This window comes from Campylobacter sp. BCW_6461, from assembly GCF_001762735.1.
In the GTDB taxonomy this organism is placed as follows: domain Bacteria; phylum Campylobacterota; class Campylobacteria; order Campylobacterales; family Campylobacteraceae; genus Campylobacter_D; species Campylobacter_D jejuni.
Genome location: NZ_MJXJ01000020.1, coordinates 50996 through 64896 on the forward strand (window position 1 = coordinate 50996; position 13901 = coordinate 64896).

At 28.4% G+C, this 13901-nt stretch carries 13 protein-coding genes and 1 tRNA gene; 6 read left to right on the plus strand and 8 right to left on the minus strand.

The genetic code is table 11. From position 1 onward, the window contains the following. Nucleotides 1-59 precede the first annotated feature (59 nt). On the plus strand, nt 60-941 hold the full coding sequence (locus tag AJ882_RS03335) for a LysR family transcriptional regulator (protein WP_002855820.1): 882 nt from the start codon (nt 60-62) through the stop codon (nt 939-941). Nucleotides 942-1020: 79 nt separating this feature from the next. After that, complete coding sequence (gene rpoD, locus AJ882_RS03340) at nt 1021-2889, plus strand: RNA polymerase sigma factor RpoD (RefSeq protein ID WP_002852997.1); 1869 nt, start codon at nt 1021-1023, stop codon at nt 2887-2889. A gap of 15 nt (nt 2890-2904) precedes the next feature. Here the strand turns inward: rpoD and AJ882_RS03345 are convergent, their stop codons facing one another. Then, on the minus strand, nt 2905-3417 hold the full coding sequence (locus AJ882_RS03345) for a SixA phosphatase family protein (RefSeq protein WP_002852934.1): 513 nt from the start codon (nt 3415-3417) through the stop codon (nt 2905-2907). Then, nucleotides 3414-3932 (minus strand): rhomboid family intramembrane serine protease, encoded by a 519-nt coding sequence (locus AJ882_RS03350; protein ID WP_002853058.1) that lies wholly within the window; start codon nt 3930-3932, stop codon nt 3414-3416. Before AJ882_RS03350 ends, AJ882_RS03345 begins: the two co-directional genes overlap by 4 nt. 98 nt (nt 3933-4030) lie before the next feature. Between AJ882_RS03350 and AJ882_RS03355 the strand changes: the two genes are divergently transcribed. After that, nucleotides 4031-4447, plus strand: coding sequence for a PepSY-like domain-containing protein (locus AJ882_RS03355; RefSeq protein ID WP_002853001.1), 417 nt, complete (start codon nt 4031-4033; stop codon nt 4445-4447). Between the two features lie 8 nt (nt 4448-4455). On the opposite strand, the gene AJ882_RS03360 is transcribed toward AJ882_RS03355, so the two are convergent. The 5 genes from AJ882_RS03360 to AJ882_RS03380 are packed head-to-tail and all read right to left on the minus strand — an operon-like array spanning nt 4456 to nt 11392. Continuing rightward, complete coding sequence (locus AJ882_RS03360) at nt 4456-6072, minus strand: AAA family ATPase (RefSeq protein WP_004308486.1); 1617 nt, start codon at nt 6070-6072, stop codon at nt 4456-4458. A gap of 3 nt (nt 6073-6075) precedes the next feature. After that, nucleotides 6076-7326 carry a tRNA (N(6)-L-threonylcarbamoyladenosine(37)-C(2))-methylthiotransferase MtaB gene (gene mtaB / locus AJ882_RS03365; protein WP_004308487.1) on the minus strand — a complete coding sequence of 417 codons (1251 nt, stop codon included), beginning with the start codon at nt 7324-7326 and terminating at the stop codon, nt 6076-6078. Then, a complete protein-coding gene (locus AJ882_RS03370) occupies nt 7323-8894 on the minus strand; it encodes a mechanosensitive ion channel family protein (protein ID WP_002890021.1) in 1572 nt (523 codons plus the stop codon). The genes mtaB and AJ882_RS03370 overlap by 4 nt, the downstream gene beginning before the upstream one ends. Continuing rightward, on the minus strand, nt 8891-9946 hold the full coding sequence (gene aroB / locus AJ882_RS03375) for a 3-dehydroquinate synthase (RefSeq protein ID WP_002852978.1): 1056 nt from the start codon (nt 9944-9946) through the stop codon (nt 8891-8893). Before aroB ends, AJ882_RS03370 begins: the two co-directional genes overlap by 4 nt. A gap of 45 nt (nt 9947-9991) precedes the next feature. Continuing rightward, entirely contained in the window at nt 9992-11392 is a 1401-nt protein-coding gene (locus AJ882_RS03380) for a COG3400 family protein (RefSeq protein ID WP_002908687.1), read from the minus strand. 29 nt (nt 11393-11421) lie between these two features. On the opposite strand from AJ882_RS03380, the gene tgt reads away from it, so the two are divergent. From tgt to AJ882_RS03395, 3 genes are all read left to right on the plus strand, one after another. Further along, nucleotides 11422-12543 carry a tRNA guanosine(34) transglycosylase Tgt gene (gene tgt, locus AJ882_RS03385; protein ID WP_002853029.1) on the plus strand — a complete coding sequence of 374 codons (1122 nt, stop codon included), beginning with the start codon at nt 11422-11424 and terminating at the stop codon, nt 12541-12543. A 1-nt stretch (nt 12544) separates the two neighbouring features. Next, nucleotides 12545-13312: a magnesium transporter CorA family protein gene (locus AJ882_RS03390; protein ID WP_002852995.1), complete on the plus strand. Its 768-nt coding sequence runs from the start codon at nt 12545-12547 to the stop codon at nt 13310-13312. 52 nt (nt 13313-13364) lie between these two features. Then, nucleotides 13365-13441 (plus strand) — tRNA-Arg (locus AJ882_RS03395). Nucleotides 13442-13443: 2 nt separating this feature from the next. Here the strand turns inward: AJ882_RS03395 and AJ882_RS03400 are convergent. Beyond that, nucleotides 13444-13893, minus strand: coding sequence for a hypothetical protein (locus AJ882_RS03400; protein ID WP_014517258.1), 450 nt, complete (start codon nt 13891-13893; stop codon nt 13444-13446). Nucleotides 13894-13901 lie beyond the last annotated feature (8 nt).

Consider the following 13901-nt stretch of genomic DNA (forward strand, 5'->3'; position numbering starts at 1 on the left):
AGAAATATATTATTTTAATTTTTATAATAAATTTTTTTTATTAAATAAAGGAATCACTCATGAAAATCAAAGATATGGAAATATTTTTAGATCTTTTAAACACTCAAAGTCCAACTCATACAGCCAACAATTTTTCCATAACTCAACCTAATGTTTCAATAGTAATTAAAAATTTAGAAAATAAATTTGATGGCATTTTATTTGAAAGACTTGGAAAAAAACTCTTACCTACACCAAAAGCTTTAGAACTAGGAAAAAATTGGTTAAAAATTATACAAGCCTACTACCAAAGCTTAGAAAAATTAAACGACGAAAGTATGCTCTTAGGGGAAATAAAAATAGCCTCAACTCAAAGCATTTCTGAACATTTTTTAGCTCCTATTTTATTTGATTTTAAGGCAGAATTTAAAAACATAGAAATTCGCTCTCAAACGCAGAATTCAAAAGAATGTTTAAATTTACTAAAAAACGGAAATATAGAATTTGCAATCATTGAAGCAGAACTTGATCCAGCTTTAGTGGAGTATGAAAATTTAGAAATAAATTTTTGGCAAGATGATGAACTTATAGTAGCTACAAGTGATAAAAAACTCAATGAAAAAGAATTTTATATCGATGAACTTTTGGAACAAAAGTGGATTTTAAGAGAAGTAGGCTCAGGCTTAAGGGATAAATTTTTAAACGAAATTGGTGCAAGCTCAAAAAAACTTAATATTTTTCTTGAACTTGATAGAATGGCTGCGATTAAAGAACTTGTTTTACAAAAAAAAGCAATCTCTATTTTTTCCAAAAAAAGCATAGAAAAAGAATTAAAAAATTCAACACTTTATGAAATTAAATTAAAAAATATCGACCTAAAGCGTAAATTTTATACCTTAAAAAGAAAAAATTATAATTTTAACAGAGCTTTAGAAAAATTTGAAAAAATATTCAAATCATAAACATAATAACCGATTTATATAGAAAGTTAAGCAATTTTTAGATAAAATCCAAAGCTTATATAAATTTCAAGGATAATCAATGAACGCCAAAACTCAAGAAGCTGAATTAGAAGAATTATTTCAAGAAAATGCAAAAGATTATATCACATATGAAAAATTGGTAAAATATCTTACAAAACAACCAAGTGCATCAACCACTAAAAAAGTGCAAGCATTAATGAAAAAACACAAAGTGCAACTTTTTTCAGCAGCTGAAATTGCACAAATGAAAAACATAGAAGATGCAAAAAGACTTCAAGAAGAAAAACAAAAACTCCAAGATACAAGCCTTGAGAACGAATTTGATTTAGCCAATGAAAACGATTTATTAGAATGGAGCAGATCAGACTCTCCTGTTCGTATGTATTTAAGAGAAATGGGACAAATTGCTTTATTAAACAAAGATGAAGAAATTGAAATTTCCAAAAAAATAGAACTTGGCGAAGATATTATCATTGATGCTTTTTGTTCTGTACCTTATTTGATAGATTTTATTTTAGATTATAAAGAACCTTTAATAAACAGAGAAAGAAGGGTAAAAGAACTATTTAAAAGCTTTGACGATGAAGAAAAAAGTGATGATAAACTTGATGAACTTGATATAGATGAAGATGAAGAAAACGAAACAGAATTAGAATCAGATGAAGAAAATACTAAAAAAAACAGCAAAAAAGAAGATGAAAGAACTTTAAAAGTTATAGAAAAATTTAAAGCTCTAGAAAAAGCTAAAAAAGATTGGCTAAAAACATCCAAAGACAAAGAAAGCGGAGATGAACTTTTAGATAAATTAAGCATTGCGTTCAAAAAAAATATTTTAAAAGAAAAATTAATGGATCTAGGCCCTACTTCAAAACTTATTAGCGAAATCGTAAAATCAATGGAAACTGCACTAAAAAGTGATGAAGAATTTGACAAAGAACTTAAGCGTTTAGAATACCGCTTACCTATGTTTTCTGATGAACTTAAAAAACGCCATGCAGATATTTTAAAAGATATTACAAAATTGAGCAAAGAAGAAATCACAGAGCGAGCTTTAGAAACAACCATGGTAAGCACTTATATGGAAATTAAAAAACTATTTCAAACTAAAGAAGCCAGTGAAAAAAGCTTTGATCTTGAAAAATCACGCTTAAAAGAAATTTTGGAGCAAATTAAACGCGGTAAAAAAATCTCTGATGAAGCAAAAGGAAGAATGGCAAAATCAAACTTGCGCCTTGTTGTAAGCATAGCTAAACGCTACACAAATCGTGGTCTGCCTTTCTTAGACCTTATCCAAGAAGGAAATATAGGTTTGATGAAAGCTGTGGATAAATTTGAATACAAAAGGGGTTATAAATTTTCCACTTATGCAACTTGGTGGATCAGGCAAGCTATTTCAAGGGCTATAGCTGATCAAGCAAGAACCATAAGAATTCCAATCCATATGATAGAAACCATCAATCAAATTAACAAAATTATCCGCGAACATCTACAAAAAGATGGAAAAGAACCTGATGTCAGTGTTATAGCTAAAGAAGTAGGTTTAAGCGTAGATAAGGTTAAACAAGTTATTAAAATCACAAAAGAACCAATTTCTCTTGAAGCTCCAATAGGAAATGAAGATGATGGTAAATTTGGAGATTTTGTTGAAGATAGAAATTCACTTTCTCCAATGGATCATATCTTAAAGGATGATTTAAAAGAACAAATTGATGAAGTTTTAGATCAATTAAACGATAGAGAAAAAGCGGTAATTCGTATGCGTTTTGGTTTAATGGATGATGAAAGTGATAGAACTTTAGAGGAAATTGGAAAGGAACTTAATGTCACTCGAGAAAGAGTGAGACAAATAGAAAGCTCAGCTATAAAAAAACTCAAACACCCTAAAGTAGGAAGAAAACTAAAAAATTATATAGAAGGTTGGAAGTAAGAGTCAATCTCCTTACTAAAAACCCAGATCTTTTTCTTCTTTTAACTTGCGTACATGTTCAAAAAAAACTAATTTTCCGCTATGTTTTTTTAAATTTTTAAATTCCTTAATATCAAATTCTAAACACAAGATAGAAGAAGTTGGAAAAGAAGCTAAACATAGCGAACTTAATAACTCTCCAAGCTCCATTAAACTAGGATTATGACCCACTAAAAATACTTCATTAAACTCATCATCAATATCTTGCAGAATTTTTAGCAAATTTTCAACATTGCAAAGATACAATCTTTCATCAAAACAAATTCTATTTTTATCAAAATTATAAAATTTGGCTATTTTTTTCGCTGTTTTAGCGGTTCTAACAGCAGGACTTGATAGCACCAAATCAGGATGAATTTCATGCGAAGCAAGATTTTTAAAAAGTTTTTTTAAATCTTCCTTTCCACTCTTAGTAAGTTTTCTTTCAAAATCATCGATGTCTTCACTCTTACTTGCTTTTGCATGTCTTATAATATAAATTTTTTTCATTTTACCTCTTTTATTTTAGCTAAAATATAACCACACATAAACCCGAAAATATGACCATACCAAGCAACATTTACCCCCATAAGCAATGGCACAAAACTCATAAGTAAAATTGCCACTATAAGTCCTTTTGTGCTATTTTTATCAATAACAGCATAAAAGCCCATTAAAACACAAATTGCACCACTAGCGCCTATGACATTTATATTTTCTCCAAAATATTTAAAATCAAAATACACATAAAAAACACTTAAAAGTGAGCACAACAATCCGCCAATAAAATAAATAAAAATAAAACACAAAGCACCCAAATAAGTTTCTAACATACGCCCAAATTGAAACAAAACTATCATATTTAATATAAGATGAGTTAAATTTCCATGTAAAAACATTGAACTTAAAAGCTGCCAATAAGCTCCATTAAAAAATAAAATATTCAAACCAAGGATATTGTAATAATCATAAGAAATCAAAAAATAACATAAAATATTTAAAAAAATTAAAAAAATTGTAAGCAAAATATAAAACCTTTATTTTTTATAATATTGTCTTAAAATTCACATAAAATTCACATAAATTCTTTACAATTTTACTAAAAAATAATTTAGGAAAAATATTGAAAATTAAATTTTTAAATATTATTACTATTTTAAGTTTATCTTTAAATGCTGATATAATAATTTCTGCTGATAATTTACCGAATGTTTCTAAAGAATTTTTACAACATAATTTCAAAGCGCCTATAGGGATCGTGCAAAAAGACAAAAATTCCTATGAAGTCTATCTTAGCGATGGAACAGAGCTTGAATTTGATATAGATGGAGCTTGGAAGGAAATTGAAAATAAAGCCTTTCCTTTTGATCTAGATTTTTTACCTCAAAATTTAGCCAATATCATCAAAAACGAATTTCCAAATACAAAAGCTAGAGAAATTGAAAGAAAAATCAACCATTATAAGATTAAACTTGATAACGATATAAAAATTCTTATAGATTTTAATGGAACTATCTTATATAAAGAATTTGATGATTAAACATATCATCAAACCTGCATTATATCTTTAACATCGTTATATTCTATCTTTTCTTTTTCAAGCAAAAGCTCTGATAATTTTAAAATTTTATCCTTCATAGAATTTAAAAATTCATCCATTTCTTTTTTTTGTTCACTTAAATTTGACTCTTTCAACATATCAAAACTCAACATATAATCAAGCAATTCTTTAATCTTTAAAAAATCATCTTGCGAGTTAGTATAACTTTCATTGTAAATCAATCTCATGGCTCTAGAACCAGCCAAATAAACTTTTATACGATTGATAAGCTCTGATTTTGATCTTATATTATGCTCATATTCTTTAAAACGATCTTCAATGAGAGTGATTTTTTCAAATCCTATGTCAAAATAATACGCACTCAAAGCTTTTGCAGCTTGATAAGTGGCTTGAATTTTCTTCTCTTCATTATTAAAACTTAAAATCTTTTTCTTACCTAAAAGAACTTTATTTAATACAGCATAAAAATCGCTTTCCTCAACTAAAGCACTATTTCTTCTTAAAGCATTAATTGCTGCTTCATTGACCAAAGTTTCAAGCCCTGCTCCACTAAAACCTACGCTTGCTTTAGCGATTTTATTTAAATTGATATTATTGTTTTTATCTTTCATATAAATTTCTAAAATTTTAAGTCTATCCTTAAAATCAGGCAAAGATAAAAAAATTCTCCTATCAAAACGCCCCGAACGCAATAAAGCAGGATCCATAAGTTCGATTTTATTTGTCGCAGCTATAACTATAACCCCGCTATTGTCCTCAAAACCATCCATTTGAGTTAAAAGTTGATTTAAAGTGCTATCTCTTTCAACATTGGACATTTCTCCTCTTGCCTTACCTACGGCATCTATTTCATCAATAAAAACTATGCTAGGCGCCATCATTTTAGCTTTTGAAAAAAGCTCTCTAACTCTTTTTGCACCCATACCTACATAAATTTCAACAAAACTTGAACCACTTTGATAAAAAAATGGCACCCCTGCTTCTCCTGCAACTGCTTTTGCTATCAATGTTTTTCCTACACCAGGTGGGCCTACCATTAAAACACCTTTTGGCATTTTTACACCAAATTCTTTATATTTTTCAGGATTTTGTAAAAAATCCACAAGTTCGCTTAGCTCCATTTTAACTTCATCAACACCTGCTACATCATTAAAAGTAATATTTGAAATCACAGGTTTTATATGGGAACTTTCTAAATTTATATTTGAATTTTGAGCTTGAGTGTGATTTTGATTCTTATTTGATATTGGATATTTAGCCAACTCTTTTTTACGAGCAAAATAACCAAGACTTATAAAAAGTGCGATAATAAAAATAAGTAAAACAAAAAACACCCAAAGCGTATTATCTTTTTTAACCTCTACGGGAACTTTTGATAAAAGTGTTTTTATATCTATGCCATCTTTTATAATTATGTAATTTTCACCTTCTGCCTTAAGCCAAATTTCGTCTTTATCAATCACAGCTTTTTGGATTAAATTTTGACTTAACAGACTTTGATAAAGATTTTCATCTATATATTTAGGTTCATTTTTAAAATATAAAATTCCCAAAAGCATACATAAAACCATAAAAGATGCTAAAATTATCTTTTTATTTTTCATTATCTAGCCTTTTAAATTTGCAAAGTTAGACTTTTCTTGTACTTCATATTCAGATATAACGATCCATTCTTTAGCTATATCTTTATCACTTTTAATTTTGATCTTATTAAAAAACTGATCATAACCCTCAAAAAAACCATCTTTTTGATTTTCTACCAAAACTTCAAGTGAAACTTGATTTTTTTTCCTAAATTCATAATTATTTTTTTCTACTATGGATTTTAAAGTGTTTAGCCTTTCTTTAGCTAAAGTTCCATTTATCACATCTTTCATGGTAGTAGAATGCGTGTTGTTTCTAGGGCTAAAAATAAAAGCATGGATATGAGTGAGTGGAAATTCTTTAAAATTTCTTAAAGCTTCTTGCCATAGCTCTTCACTCTCGCCTGGATGAGCTACTATAAAATCCGTCCCTAAAGCATATCCTTTGCTTGCTATAGTATTAAAAAGCTTTAAATCATTATCCGTATGTGATCTTCTTCTCATTATACGAAGCATTTTTTCACTTGTATGTTGCAATGCAATATGTAAATGCCTTTCAAGCCAAGCTTCATCTAAGATTTCTAAAAAACTTTCATCAAGCTGTGCAGGTTCTAAACTACCTAGCCTTATGCGTTTTATACCTAAAATTTGTCCCATTTTTTGCAAAAGCTTGCCTAGGGTTGTGCCATTTTTAAGCCCATATGAACCTATATTAGTCCCTGTTAAAACAATTTCACTATAACCATTAGCTCCCAAAATTTCAACCTGTTTTAAAAGAGCTTTTTCATCCACACTTCTTGATTTTCCCCTCACGCTAGGAATAATACAATAAGAACAAGCAAAATCACAACCTTCTTGAATTTTCACAAAAGCTTTGGTATGATTTTCATACTCACAAACTATATCTTTATCAATAAAATTTAAATTTCCAAGTTCATAAAAACTTGTCTTTGCTCCTAAAAATTCATTGATTTTATCTTTATTTGACGCTCCAAGCACTCCAAAAACTTGCTTTTTATCTAAAAGCTCCTTACCTTTGCTTACAGCACCACAACCTGTAAGTATAACTTTAATGCCTTTTTTTTGCATGGTATTTACATAAGACTTTATCCCGCTATCAGCTCCATTTGTAACCGTGCAAGAATTTACAACGATAATTTGTGCTTTATTCTCATCATTTATAATCTCATAATCTTTTACATAACTTTTTAAAAGCTCTGTATCATAAATATTTGTACGACACCCAAAGGTTTTAAAAAAAACTTTTTCTTTCAATCCTTATTCCTTGCATGAAAATACATATTTTCATGATGTTGTTCAAAATGATTTTGATTTAAATTTCCTAAATATAAATTTTGCGATGGATAAGCAATTTTTATATCTTTATGCTTATTAAATTCTTTTATAATCTCTTTGCTAATCGTACTTCTTAATACCAAAGCCGCATAAGCATTAGTCATATACCATGCAGAAATTCTCATTCCCCAATGTTCAAAAAACATAAAAAACCTTGGCTCCACTTTAGGATTTTTAATACTATATTCATGTTGTAAACGAGCTATATTTTTTCTAGCAAGCTCAGTATAACCTTTGGCATGGCGTGTAACAATATTTTCTACAATTTCTTGCGCCTTATCAAGATTGCTATCAAAAGTAACACTTATATCAATGCCATCAAGCACGGTTTTCATACCATGATGGGTATAATTAGCAAGCAAATTTGTAAAAACATAGTTATTAGGAATAAATATAATACGCCCACTACGACGATTTTTATTATAAGTTTCAAGCGTAAGCTCTTCATAAAGAGTAATGCGTAAAAAAGAAATGTCTATAATATCTCCTATATAGGCAGTATCGTTTTGAAAAACTTTTACACGATCCCCTACTCTAAAACTTCCGCCAAAAATAATCACACACCATCCAAGCATAGACATAAACATATCTTTCATAGCAATAGCTAAGCCCGCAGAGGCAAAACCAAGTATAGTTACAAGATAAGTAATATTTTCTATATAAGCAAAGAGCAAAATAAGAAAAATAATATTTATATTAATAAAATTAATAATCTTCGTAGCAGTATAATATCTTTCACTATCCTTAATGTATTTTTTAGCAATAAATTTCAACATAAAAGCTATAGCTATAACAATAACAATAGCAACAAGTATATTTACAGCCCTTAAGCTTTGAACTTTAATCTCAGCACTTACTCGAGAAAGCTCTTCATCAATTTTTTTCTCATAAACAGAATAAGAAACACTAGCAAAATTTAAAGCTTGCTCAAATTCTTCCAGCTTTTTATCCGAAGCTTTTAAAGCTTCTATATTCTCAACACTTGGTTTAAGCTCAACTAATTCCTTAAGTTCTGAGTTTTTTTCCCTGATTTTATCTACTAAATTTTTAAAATCATTAAATTTAAATATATACTCTTCCTTTTCTCCTTTTAATTTCTTAATATGAGAAAAAGCTCCTATAATAGCCAAAGGATTAGTAAGCTTAGATAAAGTTTCTATATTATCAGGGGCACTAAGACTTTGTGCAAAATTTAAATCTTTATATTCTTTAAGCAAGTTCAATTGCTCTTCTAAATTTGCTATCTTGCGTTTAAGTTCTTCTTGTTGATGAATATCGGAAGTCTTTTTTAAATTAAGATTTAAAATGATTAATTCATCATTTATATCTTGATATTTTATAAAATTTTCATAACGTATATTCCAAATACTAGCACTGATTACAGTATTTAAAGTATTAATTTTCTCATTTATATTATTAATAATAGTCCGATTTACATCACCAAAAGCAAAAACAACAAAAAAGGTTAAAATAATAATTTTTTTCATTGGAATTCTCTTAAAGTTGCAATTATATCTTCTTTAGAAATATCACCTTTTATCAAACCCTTACCCAAAGGACTAGCAAGAACAAAATTGATTTTTTTATTAGAGCTTTTTTTATCCATGAAAAAAGCTTCATAAAATTCATCTACATTGTTGATTTTATATGATATTGGCAAACCGAATTTAAGTAAAATATCTTTTATTCTTTGACTTTGCATTTTATCCAAAAGCCCTAAATTTAAAGCCAATTGATTTGCCATAACCATACCTATAGCCACCGCTTCTCCGTGTAAATAAAGCTTATAATCTGTAAAATTTTCTATAACATGAGCAAAAGTATGACCATAATTTAAAAGCATTCTAAGCCTTGATTCTTTTTCATCTTGTTCAACAACCCTTGATTTAAGCTCTATGCTTTTTGCTATAATTTGAGTAAAAATTTCATTCTCACAAGTAGCATTTAAGAAACTTTTTTCATCAATTTTTTCTATAAAATCAAGTATACTATAATCAAACATTGCTGCCATTTTAATAAATTCAGCCATGCCTGCAGCAAGTTCTCTAGAGCTCAAAGTCTTTAAAAAAAAACTCTCACAATATACAGCTTTAGGTTGATAAAAAGTGCCAATAAGATTTTTACCAAAATTATTATTAACACCTGTTTTTCCACCTACTGCTGCATCAACACAAGCTAAAAGTGTAGTAGGAATATTTATAAAATCAATACCTCTTTGATAAATACTAGCAGCAAATCCGCCCATATCACTAATCACGCCACCACCAAAACTTATAAGTACGCTTTTTCTATCCAATTTAGAATTAAACATTTGGTTTAAAATTTCTTCCATGGTGCTTAAATTTTTATATTCTTCACCATCTTTTACAGTGGCAATAAAAATTTCTTTTGCCTTAATTTTAGAAAGTAATGTTTTCAAATGAAGACCTGAAATCTTAGGATTTGAAAGTATAAAAACCTTACTATCAAATTCTAATTCTTCAAGTTCATCAATATAAACCTTATAAGCATTTTCTTTTAACTTAACTTCTACTTGCATTGAACTACTCTTTTTGCATTTATTTTATCACATTTAATTAATTATTTATTCTACTGGTATGAAAAGTTGGTAATTTTGTCTCATTTTGTAATAATGCCTATTTAAATTTGTACTTAAATTTCTGGCAAAATCTCTATTTAGTAATTCTTTTTGAAAACTCACAAATTGTAACAAATCTTCGCGATATTGCAAATTTAAAAGAGGGTTTTCATCATTTTTATTAATAATTTGTATATTTTTATCATAAAGCTTAGATAAACTTCTAAAATACTCCTCCATATCTGTAGTATTTTGAGAATTTGGATTATAATAATATAAAATAACTCCAAAATCAAGCTGTTTACTTAAATCAGTAATGACATTTGCATTGTTTTCAAGTTCACTCTCATCAGCACTTAAAATAATCGCTTCTTTAAGCTCATCAAAAGAAGCTTCGCCCACCTTCATAATAGGAATTTTTAAATCAAAAAAAGCTTGTTTTTCTTTCTCAAAATTTTTTATATCAGTTACAACTAATCCTATATCATTATTTTGCAACCACATGGAAATTTGTTTAAAATCCGTGTTGAAATAATCAAAAAACACACCTTCTTTATCCTCAGAAAGTTTTTTTAATTTTTCATACATTACCCCTAATTTAGGATTGATAACATGTATAAAAAATCTTTTTGCATTGCTTTTTTGAGTTAATTTTAAAGTAGTATCAAGCACTCTTTCTTGCATATTTTGATTCATATTTTTCATATCAATTAAAGCAAAAACATTACTTCCAAAAGGCATAGGAAATTGCCCTGCTTTGCCTCTTATATTATGAAAAATACTTTGTAAAACAACAGGATCTCCAACGATCAAAATGCTATCATTTGGCTCTAAAACAAAAGATGGTTTTACAAAATAAATCTTAGAATTTCTATAAATAAGGACTATGCGCCACCTTTTTTGTTGTATTGAACTTATGTGCCTATAAGCAAAAATAGACCCTGCTGGAATTTTTACTTCCATAATCTCTCCAACCCCAAGTCCTATATACTGAGCTGTTAAAGCAATATCTGGTAAAAAATCCATAAATCTACGGCTTAAAGTCATTCTAGCATCAGCTAAATTTGCATGAGTATCATTAACACTTAACCCCCAAAAATCCATTATTTCTATTTCTAAATTTGGATTTAAAGAACGCAAAGCCTCATAACTTTTTTTAGTTTCAAATTCATCTTGCATATAAATAAAAGCCTGTTTAAAATCTTTACTTATAATATTTTCAAGACGCGCTGTGCTTGTAGGATCAAAATAATGCAAGTCAATATACTCACTAGAAATATTTAAGTTATTTTTTTCACTATTTTGACACACTACTGTAAAAAAGTAACCTAAGCCTTTTTCAAAACAAAGCCTTTCTAAGAAATGCTTTGCTAAAATACCATCTATTATAATTAAAATATTATTCATTTTAAACTCCAAAAAGGAAATTATAACAAATGGAATTTAAATTAAAGCATAAAGATGGAATGGCAAGGGTTTGTGAAATCACTACCGCACACAGCACTTTTTTAACCCCTGTTTTTATGCCTGTTGGCACAGTAGGAGCGGTTAAAAGTCTTGATGCTAATGATATGAAAAATGAGCTTGATGCAAAAATTATTTTAGCAAATACCTATCACATGTACTTGCGTCCAACTTCCAAAGTAGTAAAAGATTTTGGAGGTTTACATGGATTTACGAAATTTGATAGAAGTTTTTTAACCGATAGTGGTGGTTTTCAAGCTTTTTCTTTAAGTAAAAATTCCAAACATTTTAATGAAGGCATAGAATTTAAAAGTCACATTGATGGAAGTCGTCATCTTTTTACTCCAAAAAGTGTTTTAGATACTCAATATGATTTTAATTCTGATATTATGATGATTTTAGATGATTTAGTAGCCCTACCCGCAACCAAAGAAAGAGTTAAAATTTCTGTTGATCGCACTATACTTTGGGCAAAAGAGGCTATTACTTATCATAAAAATATGCAAAATAAAGGTATAGGTATAGGGCAAAATATTTTTGGTATTATCCAAGGTGGTACAGATTATGAAGAAAGAAAGCGTTGCGCTTTAAGTTTAAATGAAATGCCATTTGATGGTTTAGCTATAGGTGGGCTTAGCGTGGGCGAAGAAAACGCCTTGATGTACGAAACAGTCCAAAACTTAAACCCTTATCTAGATGAAAATCGTCCAAGATATTTAATGGGCGTAGGAACGCCTGAAGATTTAGTAGAAAATGTTGAGCGAGGAGTAGATATGTTTGACTGTGTGATGCCAACTAGAAATGCAAGAAATGGAACATTTTTCACAAGTTTTGGAAAATTTAATATCAAAAAAGCAGAATTTATCAACGATCATGAAGTTATAGATTCTACTTGCTCATGTTATACTTGTCGTAATTTTTCAAGGGGTTATTTAAACCATCTTTTTAAAGCTAAAGAACTTACTTTTTTTCGTTTGGCAAGTCTGCACAATCTACATTATTATCTTGAACTTGCAAGAAAGATGCGTGAAGCAATTTTGAACAATTCTTTTACGCAATTTAAAAGAAATTTTTATCACTTAAGAGGCAAATAAAATGCTAGAACTACACGAAAATCTAAAAAAAATCCTACAAGCAAAGAATTTAGAAACTTTTTATAGTGAAATTTATGGACAAAAAATTTTTGTTTATGTGGGATTAAATTTGGAAACTTGGCTTTTTAACGATGAAAAAATTTATAAACTTCAAGATGGAGAATTTAAGCTTTCTAGCATAGAAGAATTTTCAAATTTTATTAAATCCATTTTAGAAGATTTTAAAGTACAAAATACTCATTTTCAAAACCTTTTAGAACACAAAGAAGGTATTATCTTAAAAGGTGGTTTTGTTAAAAATTTTTACAAAAAATCCTTTGTGTTAAGACAAAAAATCAACAAAAATCTAAAGCAAATTAATCTTCTAAGCGAAGCTTTCAATCTTTTGCTTAGTGAACAAGCACAATATAAAAAACATTTAAAAATTTTAAATTTATCCATCAGCATCTTAAGTAAAAACACCAAAGAACATCTAGCAAGAATTGATACTCTTTATACATTAACAAATGCAATTAAAAATGAAAAAATGAATAAAAGTATTTATCTTTTAAGTATACTTTCTTCTATTTTCTTGCCTTTAAATTTGATCGTAGGATTTTTTGGAATGAATACTAATAATCTTTTTTTCAAAGATAGCCCTTATGGTACACTTTATATTTTTTCTTTGATTTGCTGTATTTTGATTGTAGGTTTTATATTTTATTATTCAAAAAAGACTAAAGAATTTGATTTAGATGAAGGTAAAAAAGCTAAAAAACAAACAAAATAAGCAAAATTTTGCTTATTTTAAGAATATTTATATATAATTTTAACTTATTTTTGCGCTCATAGCTCAGCTGGATAGAGCATTTGATTGCGGTTCAAAAGGCCAGAGGTTCGAATCCTCTTGAGCGCACCATATTATTTATCTTCTTTAATTTTTCTTTTAGCTAATCCCATATGCTCGTAAGCATCAATTTCTTTTTTGTAAGATCCAGAAATTTTCTTAAGTTCTTTATTTAAGTAACTTACTGTTTGTGCACTTGCATTAATATTTGCAGCCAAAGCAGAAACAAATTCTAGTTTCTTTTTTGCTGCTTCATCTAATTCTTTAGAAGTTTTTGAACCAAGTTTATGTGTCTGCACATAAAGTTTGGCAAGTTCTTTTAATTCAATATCCGTTAATTTAACATCGGAAGCAGCAATTATCATTTTATCTAAGTCTGTATCAAATTTTTTAGTCTTTTCAGCTACATGCTGCTTTTGGCTAGTTTTTTGCTTTTTAATTGTTTTTTTGCCATCACTTGTAATAAGATAAGCAATCACGCCTAAAAACAATAAAAGCGCTAAAGCAGCACAAAAAATAACCAAAAAAATAT